General features: G+C 67.4%; 18 protein-coding genes. 6 read left to right on the forward strand and 12 right to left on the reverse strand.

What is annotated here, in order from left to right; translation table 11 throughout:
* Position 1: 1 nt before the first annotated feature.
* Positions 2–1,363 carry a PFL family protein gene (locus tag AB1824_04350; GenBank protein MEW5764186.1) on the reverse strand — a complete coding sequence of 454 codons (1,362 nt, stop codon included), beginning with the start codon at positions 1,361–1,363 and terminating at the stop codon, positions 2–4.
* A gap of 28 nt (positions 1,364–1,391) precedes the next feature.
* Positions 1,392–1,814 (reverse strand): ACT domain-containing protein, encoded by a 423-nt coding sequence (locus AB1824_04355; GenBank protein ID MEW5764187.1) that lies wholly within the window; start codon positions 1,812–1,814, stop codon positions 1,392–1,394.
* 115 nt (positions 1,815–1,929) lie between these two features.
* Here AB1824_04355 and AB1824_04360 point away from each other — a divergent pair, with 115 nt between their 5' ends.
* Complete coding sequence (locus AB1824_04360) at positions 1,930–2,313, forward strand: hypothetical protein (GenBank protein MEW5764188.1); 384 nt, start codon at positions 1,930–1,932, stop codon at positions 2,311–2,313.
* On the opposite strand, the gene AB1824_04365 is transcribed toward AB1824_04360, so the two are convergent.
* Positions 2,291–5,473, reverse strand: coding sequence for an ABC transporter substrate-binding protein (locus AB1824_04365; protein MEW5764189.1), 3,183 nt, complete (start codon positions 5,471–5,473; stop codon positions 2,291–2,293). The two genes, AB1824_04360 and AB1824_04365, sit on opposite strands and share 23 nt — an antisense overlap.
* A 210-nt stretch (positions 5,474–5,683) precedes the next feature.
* Between AB1824_04365 and AB1824_04370 the strand changes: the two genes are divergently transcribed.
* The 3 genes from AB1824_04370 to AB1824_04380 all read left to right on the forward strand — a co-directional run bounded on the left by AB1824_04370 (position 5,684) and on the right by AB1824_04380 (position 9,506).
* Positions 5,684–7,834, forward strand: coding sequence for a bifunctional (p)ppGpp synthetase/guanosine-3',5'-bis(diphosphate) 3'-pyrophosphohydrolase (locus AB1824_04370; protein ID MEW5764190.1), 2,151 nt, complete (start codon positions 5,684–5,686; stop codon positions 7,832–7,834).
* Between the two features lie 6 nt (positions 7,835–7,840).
* Complete coding sequence (locus tag AB1824_04375) at positions 7,841–8,779, forward strand: diacylglycerol kinase family protein (protein MEW5764191.1); 939 nt, start codon at positions 7,841–7,843, stop codon at positions 8,777–8,779.
* Positions 8,780–8,867: 88 nt separating this feature from the next.
* Positions 8,868–9,506, forward strand: a complete 639-nt coding sequence (locus AB1824_04380; protein MEW5764192.1) for a hypothetical protein — start codon at positions 8,868–8,870, stop codon at positions 9,504–9,506.
* Here AB1824_04380 and AB1824_04385 read toward each other — a convergent pair.
* Positions 9,486–11,543 carry a thioredoxin domain-containing protein gene (locus tag AB1824_04385; GenBank protein MEW5764193.1) on the reverse strand — a complete coding sequence of 686 codons (2,058 nt, stop codon included), beginning with the start codon at positions 11,541–11,543 and terminating at the stop codon, positions 9,486–9,488. The genes AB1824_04380 and AB1824_04385 overlap by 21 nt on opposite strands.
* An 85-nt stretch (positions 11,544–11,628) precedes the next feature.
* A complete protein-coding gene (locus AB1824_04390) occupies positions 11,629–12,660 on the reverse strand; it encodes a hypothetical protein (GenBank protein ID MEW5764194.1) in 1,032 nt (343 codons plus the stop codon).
* A gap of 581 nt (positions 12,661–13,241) precedes the next feature.
* On the opposite strand from AB1824_04390, the gene AB1824_04395 reads away from it, so the two are divergent.
* On the forward strand, positions 13,242–13,775 hold the full coding sequence (locus tag AB1824_04395) for a hypothetical protein (protein ID MEW5764195.1): 534 nt from the start codon (positions 13,242–13,244) through the stop codon (positions 13,773–13,775).
* A complete protein-coding gene (locus tag AB1824_04400) occupies positions 13,775–14,812 on the forward strand; it encodes an ankyrin repeat domain-containing protein (protein ID MEW5764196.1) in 1,038 nt (345 codons plus the stop codon). Before AB1824_04395 ends, AB1824_04400 begins: the two co-directional genes overlap by 1 nt.
* A 19-nt stretch (positions 14,813–14,831) precedes the next feature.
* Here the strand turns inward: AB1824_04400 and AB1824_04405 are convergent, their stop codons facing one another.
* The 7 genes from AB1824_04405 to AB1824_04435 form a co-directional block, all read right to left on the reverse strand.
* On the reverse strand, positions 14,832–15,458 hold the full coding sequence (locus tag AB1824_04405) for a hypothetical protein (protein ID MEW5764197.1): 627 nt from the start codon (positions 15,456–15,458) through the stop codon (positions 14,832–14,834).
* A gap of 100 nt (positions 15,459–15,558) precedes the next feature.
* Positions 15,559–17,136 (reverse strand): FAD-dependent oxidoreductase, encoded by a 1,578-nt coding sequence (locus AB1824_04410; GenBank protein MEW5764198.1) that lies wholly within the window; start codon positions 17,134–17,136, stop codon positions 15,559–15,561.
* A 75-nt stretch (positions 17,137–17,211) separates the two neighbouring features.
* On the reverse strand, positions 17,212–18,633 hold the full coding sequence (locus AB1824_04415; protein ID MEW5764199.1) for a phosphoglucomutase/phosphomannomutase family protein: 1,422 nt from the start codon (positions 18,631–18,633) through the stop codon (positions 17,212–17,214).
* 95 nt (positions 18,634–18,728) lie between these two features.
* On the reverse strand, positions 18,729–19,922 hold the full coding sequence (locus AB1824_04420) for a hypothetical protein (GenBank protein MEW5764200.1): 1,194 nt from the start codon (positions 19,920–19,922) through the stop codon (positions 18,729–18,731).
* A 67-nt stretch (positions 19,923–19,989) separates the two neighbouring features.
* Positions 19,990–20,838, reverse strand: a complete 849-nt coding sequence (locus tag AB1824_04425; GenBank protein MEW5764201.1) for a 3-hydroxybutyryl-CoA dehydrogenase — start codon at positions 20,836–20,838, stop codon at positions 19,990–19,992.
* Between the two features lie 59 nt (positions 20,839–20,897).
* Positions 20,898–22,442 carry a histidine ammonia-lyase gene (hutH, locus tag AB1824_04430; GenBank protein ID MEW5764202.1) on the reverse strand — a complete coding sequence of 515 codons (1,545 nt, stop codon included), beginning with the start codon at positions 22,440–22,442 and terminating at the stop codon, positions 20,898–20,900.
* Entirely contained in the window at positions 22,439–22,810 is a 372-nt protein-coding gene (locus AB1824_04435) for a type II secretion system protein GspG (GenBank protein ID MEW5764203.1), read from the reverse strand. Before AB1824_04435 ends, hutH begins: the two co-directional genes overlap by 4 nt.
* Between the last annotated feature and the right edge of the window lie 10 nt (positions 22,811–22,820).

The raw sequence follows: 22,820 nt of genomic DNA on the forward strand, positions 1-22,820 counted from the left end.
ATCAGTTCCTCAGGGACGTGATGGGTGCCGGGATCACGCCGCCCCGGCCCACGAATCCGGAGCAGGAGAGCGTTCGGATCTCCTGGATGGGGGCGTCGCCGAGGAGGCCTCCGAAGGAGACCGTCTCCCCCACCCGCTTCCCGTGGGCGGGAATGACGCGGACGGCCGTCGTCTTGTGGTTGACGATTCCGATGGCGAGTTCGTCGGCGATGAATCCGGCCAGGACGTCTTCCTCCACGTCCCCCGGCACGGCCACCATGTCGAGGCCCACGGAGCACACGCTCGTCATGGCCTCGAGCTTCTCCAGGGAGAGGTGCCCCTCGCGGGCCGCGGAGATCATGGTGGCATCCTCGCTGACGGGGATGAAGGCCCCCGAAAGCCCGCCCACGGCGGATGTGGCCATGGCCCCGCCCTTCTTCACCGCGTCCGTGAGAAGCGCCAGCGCCGCCGTCGTCCCGCACGCCCCCACGCGCTCCAGGCCCATGGCCTCCAGGACCTCGCCCACCGAGTCGCCGAGTTCGGGCGTCGGGGCCAGGGAGAGGTCCACGATCCCGAAGGGGACGCCCAGGCGGCCCGCCACCTGGCGGCCGATCAGTTCGCCCACGCGGGTGATCTTGAAGGCCGCGCGCTTGATGACCTCCTCGAGGGTCCGCAAGTCGCAGGGGCCCGCCCGCTTGATGGCCTCGCACACGACCCCCGGGCCGCTCACGCCCGTGTGGACAACGATCTCCGGAAGCCCCACCCCGTGGAAGGCCCCCGCCATGAAGGGGTTGTCCTCCACGGCGTTGGCGAAGACGACGAACTTGGCGCAGCCGATACTCCCCGACTCCCTCGTCCGGTAGGCCGTTTCCTTGAGGAGCCGGGCCACGATCCGAACGGCGTCCACGTTGAGCCCCGTCCGGCTGGAACCGGCGTTGACGGAGGAGCACAGTCGCGAAGTGGAGGAGAGGGCCTCGGGGATCGAGGCCAGGAGGGCCCGGTCGGCGTCCGTGAAACCCGCATGGACGAGAGCCGAGTACCCGCCCACGAAGTCGAACCCCATCTCCGAGGCGGCCCGGTCGATGGCCCGGGCGATTTCCAGGTAGGCCGACGGCTCGCACCGGGTGCTGATCAGGGACACGGGCGAGATGGACAACCGCCGGTTCGCTACCCGGATCCCCAGGTCGTCAGCCGTGGCGTTGACCGCGGCGGGAAGGGGGGAGGCGATCCGCCTCAGCTTTTCGTACACCCGCCGGGCGGCCTCGCTCGGATCGGGATGGGCGCAGTCCAGCAGGCTGATTCCAAGCGTAACGGTCCGGACATCGAAGTGCTCCAGCTCGGTCATCCGGAGAGTCTCGAGGATCTCGCGCTTCGTGTAGGTCATCGCAGTCCCTCTCCGTGCCCGGCCCGATTCACACCCGGTTCACGGCGCGCATCATGTCCTCGTATTGCACGAAGACCAGGACGCCCACCTCTTCCCCTCGCCGCTTCAGGGAGGCCCTCAACTCTTCAAAGGAGACCGAGGCGCCCGAGGGATCCAGGATCATCATCATGGCGAAGTTCCCGTGGACCAAGGTCTGGTTGATGTCCACGATGTCCACCGAAAGCTCCGCCAGGACCTCCGAGAACGCGTGGACGATGCCCGTGCGGTTCCGCCCGAGGGCCGTAAAGACCACGTGGCGGGTGCCCGGACCCTCTCGTTCCTGAAGGGGCTGGGATTCGAGAAGGCGGACCAGGTCCGCGACGACCCCTTCCAGGGCTCCCCGGGGTGCTTCCCGGGGGAGGTGCCTGAGGACGATTTCCGATACGGCCACGGCCAGGGCTTCGCGGTCCATTGGACCCTCCCGCCTGAGAATACCCGAAGGGGCGCTTCGAAAGATAGGCCCCCGTGGCCCCTTGCACCCGACGGGGCCAACGCGTTACGCTTCTCGTGAGATGTTCGAAAACAAAATGGTGGTTCGGTTCAAGGACGGCAGCACCCTCTCCGGGTTCGGGGACAATTTCATGCCCGGCGAATCGGAAATTCTGATGCAGGACCTGGAAGAGAATCTGCACCGGCTCCCGCTTTCGAGCGTGAAAATGGTCTGCTTCGTGAGGACTTTCACTTCGGACTCCGGGGAAACGCACCGACTTCCAGGGAAAGTCCTCTATCAGCCCGTCCCCGGGTCCCGTGTCCGCATCGCCTTCCGGGACGGGGAGGTGCTGGAGGGCGTCTCGGCCATTCGATCCCGCCCCAGGACCGGCTTCTTCCTGACCCCCTTGAATCCGAACAGCAACAACCTTCACGTCTATGTGAACATGGACGAGGTCGTCAATTTCCGCTTTCTTGATTGAGCCAGATTCTCTCCGGCCGGACCATGGGCGGGGTGAGGAACAGCTTCATGCCCATGACGTCCGGCTGATGGGGCACGATGCCCCGCGTGTGGTACAGGAAGATGCAGGGCGCGTCCTCGATGAGCATGTCCTCCGCCCTCCTGTACAGGTCCACCCGCTCCTCCGGGTTCAATGAGCGTCGGGCCCGGTCCACGACCTCGTCGAACTGAGGGTTCCGATAGTGGACCTCGAGCACGTCGCCTCCCTTCGAGTGGAAGAGGAAGTGCATGAAGGAATCGGGATCCGGGTAGTCCGCGTACCAACCCGTCGCGTACAAGGCGGGCTTTCCGCGGGTCTTCCTCAGGGCCTCGAAGGCCTCGTGGCTCATCGGCTCCGCATCCACCCTCACGTTGACGGCCCTCAGCATCTCGACGAGGACGGAGAACTCCTTGGACTGCCTTACGCGGCTCGTGTCCACGGGGACTTTCAGATCCAACCCCGCTCCGAATCCGGCCTTCTGGAGAAGCCATTTGGCGCGCTCCGGATCGTAGTGGAAGCCCCTCAGGTCCTGGCGGTATCCAAGGATGCCGGGGGGCAGGATCCCGCGGGCCGGCGTCGAGCGGGCGTGAACGTACTGGCCCACCAGGGAATCCCGGTCCACCGCGTAGTTCATGGCCTGCCGGACCTCCTTGATATCCAAGGGGGGAAGGTCGTTGCGGATGCTGACGAAGATCGTGTTGAGGAGGACCGTGCTCTGGGTGTGGTTCTGCCAGAAGGGATCCTGGAGGAGCTTCTCGACGGCGTCGTTGGAGAAGTTGGAGACGAGGTGGACCTGCCCCCGTTTGAGCGCCGCCTCCAGGCAGTCCTCGTCGCGGCACGAGAAGTCGAAGACCACCCGGTCCAGGTAGGGAACTCCGCTCTCCCAGTACCCTGCGAAGCGCTCCATCCTCACCCGGTCCGGTGAAGCCTCGACGATCGAGAAGGGCCCGCATCCCAGGGGTCTGACCAGGCGGAGGGTCTGCTCGTCAAAGGCCTCCCGGGGCATGATGGAGGCCTCCGGGTACGCCAGGAAGTACAGGAAGAAGGCCAGGGGTTCCTTGAGGCACACCTCCACCGTCCGGTCGTCCGGCGCCCTCAGGCCCGACACCGTCTTGGCCTTCCCCTCCACGTAGGCCTCGATTCCCTCCACCGGCCCCAGGAAGGACTTTCCCTCGGACAGGAGTTTGGGCGAGGCCGCCCGGTGCCAGGAGTACAGTACGTCGGCGGAAGTCACGGGGCGCCCGTTGTGGAAGACCACGCCGTGGCGCAGGCGGAAGGTGTAGATCTTTCCGTCCGTGCTCAGACGCCACGATTCCGCGACGCCCGGGAGGACCTGGGTGCCCTGCCCGAGACGCACGAGGCCCTCGCAGTAGGGGTGGACCACCTCGTGGTCCCGGATGTTGTTGGCGAAGGCCGGGTCCAGGTGGTATTCGTAGGCCACCCCGCCCAGGCGGAGCTCGCCTCCCCGGCGGGCCTTCGGCAATTGAAAGGCCGTGAGTTCCTCCACGAGGATGAGGGACTCCTGTTTGAGGGCGGCCGACGTGGCCGACATCTCCCTGGCTCCGTGGAGGTTCTGCTCGGCCGATCCCGAGATGGCGTCCATGGCGCCCACGATCTGCTGGCCCGCCTGAGACATGCGGATCAGGGCCTTTTGGATGGCCTCCACGGAACTGCGGACCTGGTCCATGCCCTCGGCGATGGTGTTGCTCCCGGCGGCTTCCTCCTCCATGGCCCGGTCCACGCTGCGGGTCAGGTCCTTCATGACCTCGGAGCGCTTGCTGATGTGGCGAGAGGTCTGCGCCTGCTCGCGGGTGGCCGTGGAGATGCGCTCGATGCGCTTGGTCATCTCCTCGATGGCCGCCGTCACCTGCCGGCTGCCCTTGGCCTGCTCCGAGGCAGCTCGGGCGATGTGGCTGATGCTCGTGCCGGCGCCTTCGATGGCCTTTCCGATCTTCTGCAGGGTGGCCTCGGCGCTCTGTCCCAGCCGGAGCCCCTCGTCCACCTTGACCATCCCCTCTCGGGCCACCCGGCTGGCCTCCTCCACCTCTCGCTGGATGGTCTGGATGATGGTGGCCACCTCGCCCGTGGAGGCCGTCGTCCGCTCGCTGAGGTCCCGGATCTCCTCCGCCACCACTCCGAAGGAGCGCCCGTGCTCTCCCGCCTGCGCGGCGATGATGGCGGCGTTGAGGGCAAGCAGATTCGTCTGGTCGGCGATGTCCCGGATCACCTTCAGGATTTTTCCGATGTCACGGGACCTGTCCACCAGGGAGTTCATGGCCTCCTGGTTCGTGGTCATGACGTTGTGGATGGTCGAGAGGGCCACCACCGTGTGCTTGACGGCCTCCTCCCCGGAGCGGGCCGTATCGAGAACCTGCCGGGAAATCCCCTCCGTATCCCGGATGTTCTCTTCGATCTGGCTGATGGTGGCGTCCATTTCGACCATGGCCGAGGAGTTCTCGATGGCGAAGGAGGAAAGGCTCTCCCCGTGGCCGGCCACTTCGTCGATGGAACGGGACATCTCCTCGATGGAGGCGCTGATTTCGTCCACGAGCGACGAGAGGCTGTGGGTGGCCCCGAGGACCTCCTCGATGGAGGCCCGCATCTCCAAGATCGCGCTGGACGTTTTCTCCGTGAACCCGGAGAGGCTGTCCACGCTCTCCACGACCTTTTCGATCTCCCCTTCGAGGGAGGAGAGGGAGTGCCGGACGCCGGACACGGATCTCGCCTGGTCCTCCGCTTCCGAGAAGAGCTGCTGGGCCTTCTCCGAGATGCGGCCCGAGGCTTCCGACACCCCGGCCCCCGTGTCCTGGAGGTGCCCGATGATTCCCTGGAGGGAGGAGAGGACCCGTTTCAGTCCCGGGAACGCCTCCAGGACCCCCCGCGTGGTCGAGTCCTGACCGACGTCCAGGCTCCCCGACGCGATCCTTCGGAGGAGGTCGTCCAGGTGCTCCTTGGAGTAGGACTTCTGCTGGAAAAGGAGGACGGCCGTCCCGAGGGCTCCCATGGCGCCCGAGACGAGGATGAAGGCCCAGAACCGGCCGCCGAAGGTGCCGGCTGGCAGGATGAGGCGGGCCAGAACGGCCAGCAGGGCCGTGGAGGCCACACCCCCCAGGATCACACTGCTCCAAGCGCGCCTCGCCACGAGCCCCTCCTACGACATCCTTCCCCATCCTAGGCAAGAGCCCCGGGGGTGTCAAATGAGCAGGGGCGTCTCCAACCCGGGTGGGACCGCGGGCCGGCCCACGGAATCCTAGCGGGCAATCGTCGGGAACTGACCCGGCGCTCGTCCCATGGGGGACGGGCGACCGCCGATCCGGGGGCGGGAGCGCGGTTTTTGCTACAATGGTCTGCCATGTTGCCGCGAATAGACCGCGTCCTCGAGAAGGTGAAGACTTACAACCCCTCGTCGGACGAACGCCTGCTCCAGAAAGCCTACCTCTTCTCGGCCCTGGCCCACGAGGGCCAGTTGCGATACACGGGGGAGCCTTACCTCGTCCATCCGGTGGCCGTCACCGACATCCTGGCGGACTTGAAAGCCGACGACACGGCCCTCGTGGCGGGGCTCCTGCACGACGTGGTGGAGGACAACCACTCGGTCAGCCTGGAGGACATCCAGAAGCGCTTCGGGCGCGACGTGGCCCACATCGTGGACGGGGTGACGAAAATCGAGGACCAGGTCCCCCTCGCAAGCCGCCAGGAAAGGGAGTGGGCCTCCCTCCGCAAGGTCATCCTCGCCATGGTGGACGACATCCGCGTGATCCTCGTGAAGCTCGCGGACCGCCTCCACAATTTGAGGACCCTCGACGGCCTTCCGCCCGACCGGCGACCGGTCAAGGCCCTGGAGACTTTGCAGATCTACGCGCCCATCGCCTATCGCCTGGGCCTCGGGCGGATGAAGACCGAACTGGAGGACCTCTCCTTCCGGCACGCCTACCCCGAGGAGTACGCTGCCCTCTCGGAGGCCCTCCAGAACCGGCGGTCCTACAGCCAGGACTTCATTCAGGAGACCTCCGCCGAGATCCAGGCCATCCTGGACGCGAACAAGGTTCGCGGCGAGGTCTTCGGCCGGGTCAAGCACCTCTACAGCATCTTCCTCAAGCTGAGGCGGCAGGAGATCTCCCTGGAGCAGGTTTACGACTACATGGCCTTCCGGGTCCTCGTCCCGTCGGTGAAGGACTGCTACGCGGTTCTTGGAGGCATCCACGGCAAGTGGATCCCGGTGCCGGGTCGGTTCAAGGACTTCGTGGCCCTGCCGAAGGAGAACCACTACAGGTCTCTCCACACGTCCGTCGTGGGACCCCACGGCCAGCCGTTCGAGATTCAGATCCGGACCTTCCAGATGCACGAGGAGGCCGAGAACGGCATCGCCGCGCACTGGCAGTACAAGGAGGGAAAGCTTTCCCAGGAGGACGAGGCCGCCACGACCCACTGGCTGAGGCAGCTCCTCGAATGGCGACAGGACGGCGGCACCGACAAGGACTTCCTCCAGGATCTGAGGGTGGACCTCTTCCCCAAGGAAGTGTACGTGTTCACCCCCCGCGGGGAGGTGCTGTCCTTCCCGAGGGGAGCGACGCCCATCGACTTCGCCTTCGCCATCCATTCGGAGGTGGGACACCGGTGCGTGGGGGCCAAGATCAACGGAAAGCTCGTTCCCCTCAAGACCCCCATGAAGAGCGGCGACCGCGTGGAAATCGTGACGAGCCCTCAGGGAAGACCCTCTCGTGACTGGCTCAAGGCGGCCGTCACCGGCCGCGCCCTCTCCAAGATCAAGGCCTGGCTCAACGCCCAGGAAAAGGCCCGCGCCCTCGAAATCGGAAAGGCCGCCCTGGACCGGGAGCTGAAGCGGCTGAAGGTGGGAATCAAGGAGTCCCAGGAGTCGGGGCTCCTCCAGGAGGCCCTGAAGAAGGTCTCCGTATCGGACCTGGACGCCCTGTACGCGGAGATCGGCTACGGGAAGATCTCCGCCCGGGTGTTCGCCCGCCGCCTGGTTCCCCCCTCTCCGGAGCCGGCGGCTCCATCGGCCCCGGCCGCACAGCCCGAGACCCCGCGAGAGCCCACCCTGATGGTCCGCGGCGCCGCGGACCTCCTCACGACCCTGGCCCGGTGCTGCAAGCCCATCCGCGGGGACGACGTGGTCGGCTTCATCTCGCGGGGCCGCGGACTCGTCATCCACCGGGCGGATTGCCCGAACGTCTCGCGGCTCAAGTACAATCCCGACCGCTTCATGGAAGTCCGTTGGAGCGAGAAGGAGACCGGGGCCGCGGGCCACGAGGTCCACCTGGCCATCCAGACCGAGGACAAGACCGGCATGGTGGCCGCCATCACCCAGATCGTGGCCGACGCGAAGGCGCCCCTGAGGCACCTCGAGGCTTCGGTCAATGACAAGGGGGAGGGCGTGATCCGCCTCGCCGTCCTCATCCGTGACAAGTCGCACCTGTCGGCCATCCAGACGCGAATCGCCCGCATCCCCGGCGTTCTCGGGCTCCGCCGGGTCAATCGGTAGCCCGCCGTGACCGAGGCTCCCGCCCGCCTCTCCAAGGCGAAGAACCGGCCGACCGCATGGCTCCTGCACAATCCGGCGGCCCGGGGCGCGCCCGACCCGACCCAGCTCTCCCGCATCGCCCGCGAATTGGCCCTGGCCGGGTTCCGCGTGGAAACCGCCGCATCGGATCGCCCGGGGGCGGTGACGGGGCTGGCGAGGCATGCGGCCTCCGAAGGCGCGGAGCGGGTCGTGGTCTGCGGCGGAGACGGAACGGTGCGGGAGGCGGCCCAGGGCTTGACCCACACCGGCGTCCCCCTCGGGATTGTTCCCCTGGGAACGGCCAATGTTCTCGCACGGGAGTTGGGCCTCCCGCTGGCCCCCGGCCCGGCGGCGGTGGTGGCCTCCAGGGGCGCCGCGAGGAGGGTGGGCGTGGGCCTCCTGAATTCGGGTCCCGTCTTCACCTTCTGCGCCTCCGCGGGGCTGGACGCCCTCGCCGTGGATCGGATCGACCTCCGGATGAAGACCCAGACGGGGGGGTGGGCCTACGTCCACGCCGCCCTTCTCGCCCTCCTGGAGGAGGCCGTCCCCAGCCTCCTGCTGGAATCGGAGGAGGGGGTAAGGGCGGAGGCCTCGCAGGTTTTCGTCCTGCGGGCGAGCCGCTACGGGGGCGACTTCCGCCTTTGCCCTGAGGCTTCCGTCTTTTCGGACACGATGCGGGTGCTGGCCGTGGCCCCGCCTCTTGGTGCGCGCCTGATCCCTCTTCTGATCCAGGCCATGCTGGGGGGGATCGGGACGTCTCCCGGCGTGCGGTCCATCGAGACCCGGGCCCTGCGGATCACGACCCCGCATGGATTCCCCATCCAGGCCGATGGGGACGTGGTGGGACGTATTCCGGCTGAAATCCGCACCGATCCCGGTTCCCTCGCCCTCGTCGTCCCGGACCCGAACGGGGGCTCGTTCCCATGAGCCCCGCCGTTCTCCCCTCCCGACCCGGCTCCAGTGCCCGTTTCCCACCCCCCTCCAGGTCGTTCATACTGGTCCTCGGGGAGGCGCCGTGTTCCGCCCGCCGCTGAAGGAGCCCTGGAAGTATCCCGCCCGTCTGACCTGGTGGCTGGGGTGGCTGGCCCTGGTGCCCCTTGCGGCCCCCGTCGCCGCATCGGTGGCCGCCTGCACGGCCCTGGTCAGTCACTTCCTATGCACCCGGTGGCCCGAGCGCTATACGGGAAAGAACTGGATCTGGGCCGGTCTGGGGCTGTGCATTCTGGCGCTGGCCCTCTTCTTCGCCGAGGGCTTCCTGTTCCTCTCGTGGAAGCAAGACCAGCTGTACGCCCAGAACCTGGCCGTCAGCCGGTTCCGCCTGACCCGGATAGCCGAGGCCCTGGAGAGGCATCGGGAAGAGGTGGGCCACTATCCTGAGGTTTCGGGTATTCACAGGCTCAAGGCGCTGCTCGAACCGAAGTATGTGGCCGACTGCCCGACCCGCGACGGTTTCGAGGGATCGATCTCGGCATGGAGCCGTTTCGACGGGTATCGCCTGGAAGCCCACCCGTCTCCTCGAAGGGACGGGACCCGGCCGGCCCCTTTGGTGGCCGAGGGCCACTTCCAACCCGGCCCTTCGCCTCCGCCGCCTCCCCCGCCTCCGCTCGAAGAAGCTCCGGCGGAACCCTCGACCTCACCGGCCCCCCGAGAGTAAACGGGCCACCTCCTCCGGCGACTCCACGGGCAAGTGGCAGGTCCCTCCCCGGCAGACAAAGGCCCTGGCGCTCTGAGAGGGTTGCCTGCCGGTGAAGAGGGCCAGGGAGGCCGCTTCCTCGGGCGAAAACTCCCCCCCCACGATGGGGACGACGAGGGCCCCCGGAGGGGAGGCGCCCCAGGCCGCAGCCAGGAGCGCCCTCGCTTCCCCATCCAGCGACGGTGCGGAAACGACCACCTCGACGGGCTCCGACGCCAGGTCGGAGGCAAGGCCGGCCAGAAGGGGCGCGGCCCCGGCCCGGGCGGCAAGGGTCCCGCCTTCGGATGCGACCAAGGCATCCAGAAGCGTGCGGGCTTCCCGGCTCCCGGTGAGCCGTTGCCAGAGCCAGAGCACCCTTCCGTATACGGAGACGGCGGAGGGAAGCACCCCGTCGTCCGGATCGCGGACCGGCATCAGGAGGGCGGGGTCGCCGCCTTTCAGAGGCACGTCGTAGACTCGGCCGGTCTCGGGATGGTGAAAGTCTCGCTCCACCCGAGACAACAGGGCCTCTACCCTACGGAACCGGCGGGAGGTTCCCGTGAGCGCGAAGGCCTTCCATTCGGCGGCGGCCAGGTAGGCGTGATCGGCGAGAAGTCCCGGGACCCTGGCCCGCTCTCCATCCCACACGTGATGGAGCCGCTCACCGTCCCAAGCCCGGGCCCAGATCGAATCCAGGAGGCGAAGACCCCGGGCCAGGAGATCGGGGCCCCCGGTGGCCGCGTAGCCGTCCAGAAAGGCCTCCGCGGCCAGGGCGTTCCAGTCCGTGAGTACCTTGGTGTCGGCGCCCGGAGGAACCCGGCCCTCCCTGGCCCTTCGGAGGGCCTCCAGCGAAGCGCCGATCCGGCGCCGGAACGCCGCGGGCGCCTCCCCCGTCCAGCCGCACGCCTGATCCCAGGCCAATCGGCGGTGGAGGGTTCTCTCCTCCAAGGCGGGTCCCTCGCCCAGACCGAACAGGTCCGCCACCAGGCGCCCCTCCTCCGGACCGACCACACGAATCACCTCGTCCCGGGTCCAGAGGTAGTAGCGCCCCTCTTCCCCATCCGAATCCGCGTCCAGGGCCGCGATGAAGCCCCCGCCGGGCTCCGAGAAGGTCCTCTCCAGGTCCGCCAGCACCTCTTGCGCCACCGCGGCGAAGCCCGTTTCCCCCGTGAGGGCGAAGGCCTTGAAATACAAGGACGCGAGCTGGGCGTTGTCGTAGAGCATCTTCTCGTAGTGCGGCACGTGCCAGTCGCCGTCCACGCTGTACCGGTGGAAGCCCCCGCCCACCTGGTCCCGGATCCCCCCCGCCTCCATCCGGCGGAGGGTGGTCATCACGCGCTCGATGGGCAGGGCCTCCCGCCTTCTCGCCGCGGCGTCCAACAGAAAGGAAAGGAGGGGCGGCTGGGGAAACTTGGGACCCTCCCCGAATCCGCCCCGTTCGGGGTCCATGCGGGACAGGATCGCGTCCAGGGCCATTTCCTCGGCCCGAGACCCAGGCGGGACCGGTTCTTCCGAAGGATTGAAGGAACTCTCCACCGCCTCCGCCACAGAGCCGGCGGAGGCATCCACTTCGCTCCTCCGGGTCTTGAAGGCCTCCAGCACTCCCCGGAGCACCTGCCCGAACGAGGGGCGGCCCCATCCGGGCTCCGGCGGGAAGTACGTCCCCCCGTAGAAGGGTCGAAGGCCTGGCGTCAGGAAGGCCGTCAGCGGCCACCCACCCTGTCCGGAGAGGATCTGAACCGCCCGCATGTAGAGGGCGTCCAGGTCGGGTCTCTCCTCCCGGTCCACCTTGATGGAAACGAAGTGGTCGTTGAGGTATCGGGCGACGCGGGGGTTTTCGAAGGACTCGTGGGCCATCACGTGGCACCAGTGGCAGGCGGAGTATCCGATGGACAGGAAGATGGGCTTGTCCTCCGCCCGGGCCTTCCGGAGCGCCTCCTCACCCCATGGGTACCAGTCCACGGGGTTCTCCGCGTGTTGTCGAAGATAGGGGCTGGATTCGAGGCCCAATCTGTTCACGACCGCCTCCAGAATCCCTATCCAAGGCGAGGGGCCCCTCGAAAATTCCTGAACCGGTGGATTCGTGCGGCTCTTCCGATACCCTTCAGCGGGACAGCCCGTGCGCCACGATTTCCTCCATTCGCCGGATGGAGCGCTGCCCTTCCCCGTAGTAGTACCGGTTCATGGCGTTTTGAAGAAAGACCTCGCGGCTGACGAACTTCTCGGCCTCCGCAGCCCTTTCAACGAATTGGGCCTCCAGGAAGGGATTGCTGAACTTCAATCTGACCGATACAAGGAGGTCTATGGCCGGCACGCCGTAAGCCCTGGGCACCCGGGACTGAGGCTGGAACTGGGGATCCAGCACGTAGGCCTCCGGGTTGTACTGAAGAAGGCTCATGGTGTCGTCGATGTGCGCGGCCGCTGCGATGTGGTTCTCGAAGTACGACTCGGTCAGATCCTGCACCGTCTCCCGGAAGGTCTCGAATTCCCGGACGAGGGGCCCCTGGACCTCCGGTGGATACGGAAGGGACTCCAATCGGGCGCTGTACAGCTCGAGGCGGGACAGGATGTACGCCCTATGCCGGACCGAACAATCCCGGAGGTCCCCCACCGCCTTTCGAATGTCCACGATGTACCCCTGCCGGAGTTTACCTTCCAGGCCGGCGGGCTCGGGGGGACGGATGGAGGCCTCCTCCGCGTGAAAGTCCGCCACCTCCTTTTCGTAATCGAAGGCCATTGTGTGAAGGAAGTTCAGAAATGGGGCATAGTCCCCGTAGCGCCACCGGGCGTAGGAAGGGGGGGCCACCTTTCCCTCCCCGACCGATTTCTCCAGGCGTTTCAAGGCCATCTGATAGGATCGTGCCCTGCCTGAGCGGAGCAGCGAAGGCGCCCCCAAGAGGAAGAAGAAACCCTGGAGCAGGGCGAAGATGAGCGCGGCCTGGGCGAGGGACCTTTTTCTCCGGGCCGAGTCGTACCGGCTCGACCTTCCCAAGAAAAGCCCCAAGAGACCGTAGGCGGCCAACGTGGCGAAGGATCCCGCTCCCCAGGACAGGAGCCTGCGCCAGCCCGGATTCCAGGCGACGTGAGCCGCCGCGGCGGTTCCCAACACGAAGAGAAACAGCAGGAGGGAGGGCACCAGAGCACGGCTCCACGGGTCCCCCGGTGGGGATGCCCTGTCCGGAACGAAAGGCCGTCCCCCCTTTAAAGGAAAGCGGTCTTTGAGCTGGGGGTGACTCCCCGCAGGAGTCCATGCCTCTCCGTCCCCGGCTCGGACGGGCGTGTCCCTGCGTATGCTGCCTTCCGAAATGAGCCGCGGCACTTCTTCCGCGCCAACCTCCCTCGGCCCGGGATCTTCCTCCCGCCAGATCCACATTCCGCCCCCCTGTCCGACAGCTTTCTTCCGCCTCCCGCGGCTCCTGCCCGCGAGCCTTCCGGAGAAGGGGAAGGCAACAGGAGTTAGTATCCACCGCATCCCCGGTCCGGGGCAATCGCGTCCCCTGCGCGCACCCGGCTTGCCGCGAGAGACGTCCGAGGCTAGAATGGCTTCAACATCCGTCGGGCCTTATCCGGCGGGGAGGGATCTCCTTGGAGGCGGGGCCGCTTTCCATCACGGAAAAGGACGCATCGCTTTCGGTCCGGAACGAGGCCCGAAGCCAAGCCCCCGCCTCCCGCGGCCGAGGCGCAGGCTTTCGCTGGTTCCATGCGGGAGCGCTCCTGATGGCTCTCCTCCCGGGCATCTCCTGCGGACCGCCCCCCCCGCCGGAACCGGCCCCCCTCGCCTCCGTGAGCCTCCGGGCCCCCTTCGAGAATTTCCAGGCGGCCTATCCCAACGAGCCCCTCGGCTTCCGCGGATTCCGGTGGGAAACACCCCAAGACGAAATGGGGGCCTTGGCGGTCTTCCACGTGGATCCACAAGAGGGAATCGCATGGTACGCAAAGCCAGGGGAGCCTCTCCGGTTAGGGGCCATCGAAGCGGACCGCTTGTTTTACGGCGTTGCCCGGGGCGGACGGCTCGTGGCGGGGCTCATCGGATTCTCCGAGGATCGGTACGATGAGGTCTCCTCGTACTTGAGAGAGACCCTTGGACCGCCGCTTTGCCAGTTGAGGGGATCCCGGATCGCTACCTGGGACGGTGACGTGGCCCTTGTCAAGTTGTTTCCGGACAAGGTGGTCGTGGTCTACACGCCGTACTTGGAGGAACTGCGTCAAAGGGGAATCCACAATCCAAGTTACCTGCAGGAGATTTACTGATGCGAGGCGGTTCGGCTTCCCGTTCCGGTTTCCGACCCTGGCCAAGGCCAGGGGCCTCCCTCCTCCTGGCCCTGTCCCTATTGTGCTGGGCTTTGCGGCCGTCGGCCCAGACCTCAGACGCTGCCGGACCTTCCGACCTCTTTGCGGCGGTGCGGGCGGGAGATGTCCCCACGATCCGGGCCTTCCTCACGAAGCCGGGTGCCGCGCAGGCAAGGGACAAGGAGGGCATGACGCCGCTCCATTATGCAGCCTTTCAGGGAAAGCCCGCCGTGATCGAGGTTCTGCTCGCGGGGGGTTGTGACCCGCAGGCATCCGACTCCATCGGAATGACCCCCTTGCACGCCTCATCGTTCAACGGGCACGCTGCCGCGGCCGCACTCCTCCTTAACGCCCAGGCTCCTCGAGACGCCCAGGACGTGTTCGGCATGACACCACTCCACTACGCTACGGCAAACGGGCACCCCGATGTGGTCGTCCTTCTGCTTTCCAAGGGCGCAGACCGAAGCCTGAAAGACCGGAAAGGGCGGACGGCGGAGGACTTTGCCCGTTCCTCGGGGAAAGCCGAACTCCTCGCGGCGTTCCAGACGCGACCCCCATCTTCCGAAAAGGCCGCGCCAAAGCCGGCCCTCGTCGTCACGGACGAAAATCTCGCGCGCGCCCCCGCGCCCGGCTACGCCCAGCCAACGGCGCCGGACCCGTGTTGCCCTCCCTACGCCTCCAACCCTTATTCCAACTCCAGCGTGGCATACCTGGAACGGGAACTGGCCCGCGTGGCGGCCCAATGGAGGGACATCCAAAGCCGCCTGGACGAGGCGGAAATCCAATGTAATCAGGCGAGGTCTGAGGCCAACTCCCAGGCAGGCTTCGGTCAGGACGGATCCTACTCGCGAGAAGCCGAACTGAGGAATCGTCAGAACGCGGAGAGGATTTGCAGCGAGTACTATCAGCTCCAGAGCCAGGCAGAATACCTGAGCCGATCGCTGGATTCCATCCAGGATTCGCTGGAAGAGGCGCGCGCCAGGGCGGCAATCCCCTGAACACGGCCGGGGAAGAGGATCAATCGAAAGGTCCCCTTTTCCCCTTCCCCCCACACTCCGGACAGGGCTCGACCTGAGTCAAGCGCATGGCCCCCTTGCACCGGGGACAGGTTTGAAGGACTTCACCCGACCCGGCGCAATCCGCGCAGACCACTTCGCCCGACAGTTTGCCGGAGCCCTCGCAAAACGTGCAGGCGTGTTCCGCCGTCCCTAGGCACTGGGGGCACAGGCGGCTCTTTTTCGTCCGCCCAAAGGCCTCGTCGACGGCGGCGTCCCGACCCTGAAGTCTCCCGTTGACGCATGTCACCAGCTCACGCGGCGCGTACTTGGAGAGGCCGTCCGCGGGAACGCTGCACACCCCGTAGGGGACGAAGGGGAAGGTTTCCTGGTATGTGCACTTGACCCTCCCCTTTCCCTGACAGTAGGGGCATCTCCGGTCCCCTTTGGTCCGGTCCCTTCCTGCGCAGGAGGGACAGGGTCTTCGCACGGATCCCGTCCCCACGCATTCAGGACAAGGGACGGTCTGAAGGACCTTCCCGGATGCCGCACACCGCTTGCAGGGTTTGGAACAGGCCAGGAGGGGGAACAGGAGGGCGCACAGGAACATCGCCGCCACCAGGGCGCCCGCACCGCGCTTTTCGCCCATGACCGCCCTCCTCGGAGTCGGGGGGAACCCGATCCGCGCGCCATTCTTTCACCCGGAGCCCGCGACGGTCAACCCAACGGGGAGGAGCCGAAGCATCGGCTCAGCGGGACCGGGCCCACGCCTCCACGACCCTGAGGGCGTCCACGGCGGAGGAGACGATCCCGCCGGACCAGCCCGCCCCCTCGCCCACGAGGAGGAGGCCAGGGAATCCCGGAGGCTCCCCCGATTCGCTGCGAAGGACCTGCATGGGGCTGGAGGTGCGGGTTTCGGGCGCAAGCAGGACGCCCCGTTCCACGAAGCCCGGCATCGTCCTGTCGAAGCGCGCCAAGGCGCGCACCAGAGGCCCCTCCACCCAATCGGGAAAGAAGCCGCGCAGGTTGACGTTCCGCGTTCCGGGACGAAAGGAAGTCCGCAAGGGATGCGGATCCGTCCGGTTTTCAAGGAAAGCGGCCGCCGACTGGGCGGGTGCCTTATACCCACCGCCCCCCAGGGCGTACCCGCGAGCCTCCATGTCCTCCTGGAACGAGAGGCCATTGAGGGGATCGGCTCCAAAGTCCTCCGGTCGCACGGTCACCACGATTCCCGCGTTGGCGAAGCCGGATGCCCGATGGGACATGCTCATCCCGTTGGTGACCAGGTGCCCCTCCTCGGAGGCCGAATTGACGACGAGCCCTCCGGGGCACATGCAGAAGGAGTAGACCCCCCGCCCCGTCTCCTCGTCGCTAAATGTGAGAAAGTACTCCGCTGGCGCGAGGTCCGGATGGCCCGCGAACTTGCCGTACTGGCGACCATCCACCCAGTTCTGGGGGTGCTCCGCCCGGACCCCCACGGCGAATCCCTTGGCCCGGAAGGGCACTCCCAGGGCCACAAGGCGGCGGGCGAGGTCCCGGGAGGAATGACCCACGGCGAGAACCACGACGTCCGCGTCCAACGGCCCATCGGGGGTCGAGAGCCTCCATCCCCGCCCCTGTGGGGAGAGGTCCAGGAGCGGGCGGCGAAAGTGGAAGCACGCGCCGAGTCCTTCGATTTGGCCTCGCATGGACCGGACCACCCGCCTCACCCCATCGGTTCCCAGGTGCGGATGGGCCTCCTCCAGAATGGACTCCGGTGCTCCGGCCCGAGCGAACCGCCGCAGGACCTCCCGGGAAAGCGGGTCCTTGATGCGGGTCGTGAGCTTGCCGTCGGAAAACGTCCCCGCCCCCCCCTCTCCGAACTGGACGTTCGCATCCGGATGGAGCTCCCCCGCCCGCCACAATCCGGCCACCGCGGAGACCCTGCCCTCCAGGGGCGGACCCTGTTCCAGGACCGTCACCGAAGCCCCGCGCAGAGCGAAGGCTTCGGCGGCAAAGAGCCCCGAAGGGCCCGTTCCCACAACGACGGCCCGGACCCCTCCCAGGGTCCGGGAAGGCGCCGCGGAGGCGGTCGGAGGATCGGGGATGGGCCCCAGCCGGAGACCACCGGCGATTCGGGTGGGGCGGTCACGCATCTCCAGGTCGACGGTGAACACCCACGCCGGTACCCGGCGCCCCCTCCGTGCGTCCAGGGATTTGCGCACGACCCGAAGGACCGAGAGGGCCTCGATGCGGATTCCGAGACCCCTGGCCGCGAGGCGCCGAAGGGCCTCTTCGTCGGAGGAACCCCCGAGAGGGATCTCCAGTCCCCACAGCCGGTTCTTCATGGGCTCCTCATCCTCTCTTCCCCGGGGCGCGGAGAAGGAACGGAGGGCCACGTCGCCGATCCGAGGGTTTCGAGGTCAGGACCGGTCGGCCTCTCCCAAGGCCTTCATCCCAGCCTCGATGAAGGCGTCGAGCTCGCTCTGGCTCGTCACCTCGCAGTACACCCGGAGCGTGGGCTCCGTTCCCGACTGGCGGAAGAGGATCCAGGAACCGTCCGAAAGCTTCAGCTTGAGCCCGTCCAGGGTGTCTGTCTCGAGAACCTTGCGGCCCGCGAAGGACTTCGGCGGCCTCTGGGACAACCGCGTCACCTGGCGCAGGCCCTTTTCGGGGGAAACGGGGAAGTCCCGCCTTCGGAAGTGAAATTCGCCGAACCTCTCGTGGAGATCCTTGAGGAGCTCGAGGCTGGTCTTCCCGCGCTTGACCATCATCTCCAGGACCAGGAGATTGATCATCACGCCGTCCCGCTCGGGCAGGAATCCCTGGATGGTGATGCCGCCGCTCTCCTCGCCCCCGATGAGGAGGTCCTGCTGCTGCATGAGTTCGGCGATGTGTTTGAAGCCCACGGGCCGGTTCGCATAGGGAAGTCCGAAGGCTTCGGCGATCCGCTGTAGGTAGAGCGTGTTGGCGTTCGTGGCGGCTACGAGCCCCCTTTGTTTCCGGTGCTCCGCGAGGTACAGCGTCAGGAGGGCGATCACCTCGAGGGGAGTGAAAATCGAGCCGTCCCCGTGGACGGCTCCGGAGCGGTCCGCGTCGCCGTCCGTGGCCAGCCCCACGGCGGCGCCCCGGGCGAGGACGGCCTCCTGGAGGAGGTCAAGGTATTCCTCCTTTGGCTCGGGAGCGCGCAACCCGAAAAGTGGATCCCGCTCCCACCGCAGGGTCGAGACCCGGCACGTGGGGCTTGCGGCCCATCGCTCCAGGCGCCGCTCCCCCACTCCGTTCATGGAATCCACGACCACCTGGAGATCGGCTCCGCGGATGGCCTCGATGTCCACGAGCGATTCGATGAGGGAGTCGTACCCTTCGTCGAGGGGCGTCTCCACGATGCGCCCCAGGTTCTTCGCTTCCCGGTAGGCCATGCGCTTGGGGGGCGTCTTCCCGAGCAGAGACTCGATCCGCGCCGTGGTCTGAGGCAGGGCGCTGCCGCCGAAGCGCTCCTTGAGTTTGAAGCCGTTGTACGTGTACGGGTTGTGGCTCGCGGTGATGACGATTCCCAGGGGAAGGCCCTGGCGCTGAACGAAATAGGAAACGTGGGGCGTGGGGCAGGCCCTCGGGCTCAGGTAGACGGTTACGCCGTTTCCGGCCAGGACCTCCGCGGCGGCTCGGGCGAACTCCTCCGAGAGGAAACGGAAGTCGTACCCGATGGCCACCCGCCGGTCCTCGGCGGCATCGGACAGGTGGTCCGCCACGGCCTGTGCGCATAGCCTGACGTTGGCGAAGGTGAAGTCCTCTGCGATGACGGCGCGCCAGCCGTCGGTACCAAAGCGGATCTTCGCGCTCACGGCACACCTCTCATCGGTTGGCCCTCATTTCTCCGGCGAGGCCGGCCCGCCCGGATTCCATCCGGAGGTCCGCGCCGGCTCTCCGCCCTTCGGCTTCACAAGTCCACCTGCCGGAGGAAGACGTCGGCCTCCTCCGTGACCGGATCCCACATGTCCAGGACCTCGCCCGCATCCAGCGTGGACAGGGCCCGGTCCCTGCGTCCCGCGGCGGGAAGGCCCCGGAAAACGGCCACCTCCGACTCGGCGTCCGCCGAAGGGTCCATCATCTTCAACCGCTCCAGGGCCTCTCGCCCCTTCGTCCACCAGCCTCGGGCCAGTAGGATGCGCGCCCGGAGGCGAAGGGCTGGGACGGACTCGGGCGAACTGGCCAGGAGCTGGTCCAGCCGCCCCTCCGCCGCGGCGATTCGGCCCTCGCGAAGGTGGACCAGGGCGAGAAGGAAGAGGGCGGCGGCGCTTTCCTCCAGGGACAGGGACTGCTCGGCCCGCCTCCGGCAGGCCTTCCAATCGCCGCAGAGGGCCTCGGCGAGGGCCAGGAGACTGAGGGTCGACGCATCCTCCCGGCTTTTCTTTTGCAGGCCGCCCAGGACCTTTCTCGCCTCCGCGTTACGGCCCTCCATGAGGGCCAGGAGCCCCCACGCCTTCAGAGCGCCGACGGTGGGTTCCCGGCCCGCCAGGGCCAGGTCCAGGTGCCGCCGGGCCCGCTGGAGATCCTTGAGGCCCAGGTACATCTCCCCCAGAAAGGCGTGGAGCGGGGCGTTGGACGGATCCAGGGCGGCCGCCTCCTCCAGGGCCGCCGCGCCCGGCGCGGCCTCCAGGTTGAACAGATGATCCTCCGCGGCGAGCACCCGCTCTTCGAACTTGCGGCGGTTCTTGCCTCCGAAGGCCGAGAGGATCTGGGCCTTGGCCTCCAGGAACCGCTCCTTGCGGGTGATCCCGCCGAGGTGGTCGAGGGTCCTCTGGCGCCAGCGGACGTGGAATTCCGAGGCCGCCAGGAGCCCCCGCTCCCGGAGCATCCTCACCAGCACGTGGATCCCCGCCCGCGTCACCATGACGTTTCGTTCCAGGAAATCGAGGGCCTGCACGAGAAGGTCCACGTCCTCGGACGACCGGTGCGCCTGCTTCTCCACCGTGGAGATCTTGTCGATGACGTATTCTTCGATGCCGAGGAGGGACTGCAGATCCCCGCCCTCGCCCGAACGCTCCTGCCGCACCACGAGAAGGGGCGCCTTGCAGTACCGGCACCGCTCCGCCTCCGGCTTGTTGCGCTTCCCGCAGCGTTGACAGTACATCGGTCCGCCCCGGCTCCTTCCCGTTCCTCTTGGATGCCCGCTTCCTGTCCTTCCAGCCGCCCTTGCCCTAGTACTTGTAGAAGCCGCGGCCCGTCTTTCGACCCAGGAACCCCGCGTCCACCATCTTGATCAATAGGGGGCAGGGGCGATACTTGGGGTCGCCCAGGCCCTCGTGGAGCACGTTCAGGATGAACAGGCACGTGTCCAGGCCGATGAGGTCGGCCAGGGTGAGGGGGCCCATGGGGTGGTTCATGCCGAGTTTCATGACCGTGTCGATGGCCTCGGGAGTGCCCACGCCCTCCATGAGGCAGTACACGGCCTCGTTGATCATGGGCATGAGGACCCGGTTGCTGACGAACCCGGGGTAGTCGTTGACTTCCACGGGCACCTTTCCCATCTTCCTCGCCAGGTCCATCACGCCGGCAAGGACCGAATCCTCCGTGGCGATGCCCCGGATCACCTCCACGAGCTGCATCACCGGAACGGGGTTCATGAAGTGCATCCCGATGACCCGGCCCGGCCTTCCCGTGACGGCCGCCAGCTTCGTGATGGAGATGGACGACGTGTTGCTGGCCAGAACGGCCTCGGGACCCAGCGCCTTGTCGAGCGCCTGGAAAACGGTGCGCTTCACCTCGAAGTTCTCGACCACCGCCTCCACCACGATCTGGCAGGGGGCGAGGTCCGCCAGGTTCGTCGTGGTGCGAATCCGGGCGAGGACCGCCGCCTTCTCGTCGGCGCTCATTTTCCCCTTGTCCACCCCCCGCTGGAGGTTCTTGTCGATGCTCCTTACCGCCTTCTGGCAGAGCGCTTCGTCCACCTCGCACAGGAGCACGTCGAAGCCCGTTTGGGCCGCCACGTGCGCGATCCCGTTGCCCATGGTCCCGCCGCCCACCACGCCGAACGTGTTCACTTCCATATGACCTCTCCTTCCGCGTCCCGGTCCTCCGGGCCGTCCTTCTTCGGCCTGCGCCGTCCCTATTCCAACACCACGCCGCCCATTGCCGCCAGCCCGCAAAGGCGCCCCTCCTCGAGCCAGCCGGCGAGCGCCTCCAGCTCCGGCTGGATGAAGCGGTCCTGCTCCACGGGAGGGAATGCGCCCCGAATCGACGCCAAGACCGGCAGGAGGGGCCGGGCCGGCTCCAGGGGGGCCAGGAACTCGAGCCCCTGGGCGGCGGCGCGGACCTCCGCGGCCAGAACCCTCGCCGCGTTGCGGGCCACGAGGAGGACCTTCCGGGCCGCCCAGAATCCCATGGAGACGTGGTCCTCCTGCCCCGCGGACGTGGGGATCGAATCCACGCTGGCCGGGTGGCTCAGCGTCTTGCATTCGGAGACCAGGGCGGCGGCGGTGACCTGGACCATCATGAACCCCGAGTTCAGGCCCCCCTCGCGGACGAGGAAGTCGGGGAGTCCCGAAAACCTCCCGTCCACGAGCCGCGCGCACCGCCTCTCGCTGATGCTGGCGAGGTCCGTCAGGGCGGCGGAGAGCAGGTCGGCGGCCAGGGCCGCGGGGGCTCCGTGGAAGTTCCCCCCGGAGAGGATCTCCCCGTCCTCCGCGAAGATCATCGGGTTGTCCGTGGCGGCGTTCATCTCGACGGCAAGAACGCGCTCCACGTACCCTACGGCGTCCCTGACGGCCCCGTGGACCTGCGGCATGCAGCGCAGGGAGTAGGCGTCCTGCACTTTTCCGCACTCCGCGTGGCTCCGTTGCATGGGGCTGTCCTCGAGGAGACGCCACAGGTTCCGAGCGCTCGCCACCTGCCCGGGGTGGGGCCGCTCCGCGTGGACCCTCGGGTCGAAGGCCCTCCGCGTGCCCCGCAGCGTCTCGAGGCTCAGAGCGCCCGCCACATCGGCTTCCTTGACCAGCCTGCGCGCCTGGGCGGCTGCCAGCGCGAGCAGGGCGGTCATCCCCTGGGTTCCGTTGATGAGGGCCAGGCCTTCCTTCGCCTGGAGGACGACCGGGGCGAGGCCCGCGCGAGGCAGGATCTCGCACGCGGGGCCCGTTCCGAGGCCCCCGCGGACCGTGCCTTCTCCCATGAGGGCCAGGGCCACGTGCGCTAGCGGAGCAAGGTCCCCCGAGGCTCCCACGCTCCCCTGGCACGGGACCAGCGGTACGATGCCCGCGTTCAGCATGGACGCGAGCGCCCGAAGCGTCTCGGCCCGGACCCCCGATCGGCCCCGGAGCAGGCAGTTGATGCGCAGGGCCATGATGGCCCGCACGACGTCGTCCGGAAGCGGGTCGCCCACTCCCACCGCGTGGGACCGGATGAGGTTCTTCTGGAGGTCCTCCACTCGGTCCCGGGGGATGGTGACGGTGGCGAAGTGGCCGAAACCGGTGGTGATTCCGTACGCGACCCGCCCCTCGTCCACGGCCTTCCGGACAAAGGCCTCGCTCCCGTCGACCTCGGCGAGGGCTCGGGGCGACAGAGACACCGGCGCCCCCCGGGCGACGGCCTCCAGGGCATCCAGGGTCAACGAGCGTCCGTCGAGAAGAACCGGGGGGCGTTCCGCCTCGTTCATCATTCTCCGTCCGTCACCGAGAGGTCGTCCTTCGTGTCCCACTGCTGGTCCGGGCCGGCGGACGCGAGGGTGAAGCGCATCCCTTCCCCGCTGTATCGGACGGGGTTCCCCCACGGGTCCGTGACCGGCGCCGACCGGATGCCCGCCGCCAGGAGAGCCTGCCCGCCCTCCCCTTGGGGAACGTGGCCGTTCTCTCTCGCGTAGGCCCGGATCTCCTGTGCCGTGGCGTCCAGCGTGAGCCGGAAGGCGCCCCGGATCGGGGGGCCTGGATTGAGGCCGGCGGGCATTTCCGTGCCCGAGTCTCCACAGGACAGCAGGACGGCGGACGCGATCGCGCAGGCGGAGGCGAAAAGGAGAGAGTTCACTTTCATGGAAGTCCCC

This window comes from Acidobacteriota bacterium, from assembly GCA_040752915.1.
Classification (GTDB): domain Bacteria; phylum Acidobacteriota; class UBA4820; order UBA4820; family DSQY01; genus JBFLVU01.

What these genes read in the sequence shown, in the direction of transcription:
- AB1824_04435 (MEW5764203.1), bottom strand. Translation starts at nt 22,810, where the DNA reads ATGAAAGTGAACTCTCTCCTTTTCGCCTCCGCCTGCGCGATCGCGTCC.
- AB1824_04400 (MEW5764196.1), top strand. Translation starts at nt 13,775, where the DNA reads ATGCGAGGCGGTTCGGCTTCCCGTTCCGGTTTCCGACCCTGGCCAAGG.
- AB1824_04350 (MEW5764186.1), bottom strand. Translation starts at nt 1,363, where the DNA reads ATGACCTACACGAAGCGCGAGATCCTCGAGACTCTCCGGATGACCGAG.
- AB1824_04355 (MEW5764187.1), bottom strand. Translation starts at nt 1,814, where the DNA reads ATGGACCGCGAAGCCCTGGCCGTGGCCGTATCGGAAATCGTCCTCAGG.
- AB1824_04395 (MEW5764195.1), top strand. Translation starts at nt 13,242, where the DNA reads ATGGCTCTCCTCCCGGGCATCTCCTGCGGACCGCCCCCCCCGCCGGAA.
- AB1824_04370 (MEW5764190.1), top strand. Translation starts at nt 5,684, where the DNA reads ATGTTGCCGCGAATAGACCGCGTCCTCGAGAAGGTGAAGACTTACAAC.
- AB1824_04360 (MEW5764188.1), top strand. Translation starts at nt 1,930, where the DNA reads ATGGTGGTTCGGTTCAAGGACGGCAGCACCCTCTCCGGGTTCGGGGAC.
- AB1824_04420 (MEW5764200.1), bottom strand. Translation starts at nt 19,922, where the DNA reads ATGTACTGTCAACGCTGCGGGAAGCGCAACAAGCCGGAGGCGGAGCGG.
- hutH (MEW5764202.1), bottom strand. Translation starts at nt 22,442, where the DNA reads ATGATGAACGAGGCGGAACGCCCCCCGGTTCTTCTCGACGGACGCTCG.
- AB1824_04425 (MEW5764201.1), bottom strand. Translation starts at nt 20,838, where the DNA reads ATGGAAGTGAACACGTTCGGCGTGGTGGGCGGCGGGACCATGGGCAAC.
- AB1824_04405 (MEW5764197.1), bottom strand. Translation starts at nt 15,458, where the DNA reads ATGGGCGAAAAGCGCGGTGCGGGCGCCCTGGTGGCGGCGATGTTCCTG.
- AB1824_04410 (MEW5764198.1), bottom strand. Translation starts at nt 17,136, where the DNA reads ATGAAGAACCGGCTGTGGGGACTGGAGATCCCTCTCGGGGGTTCCTCC.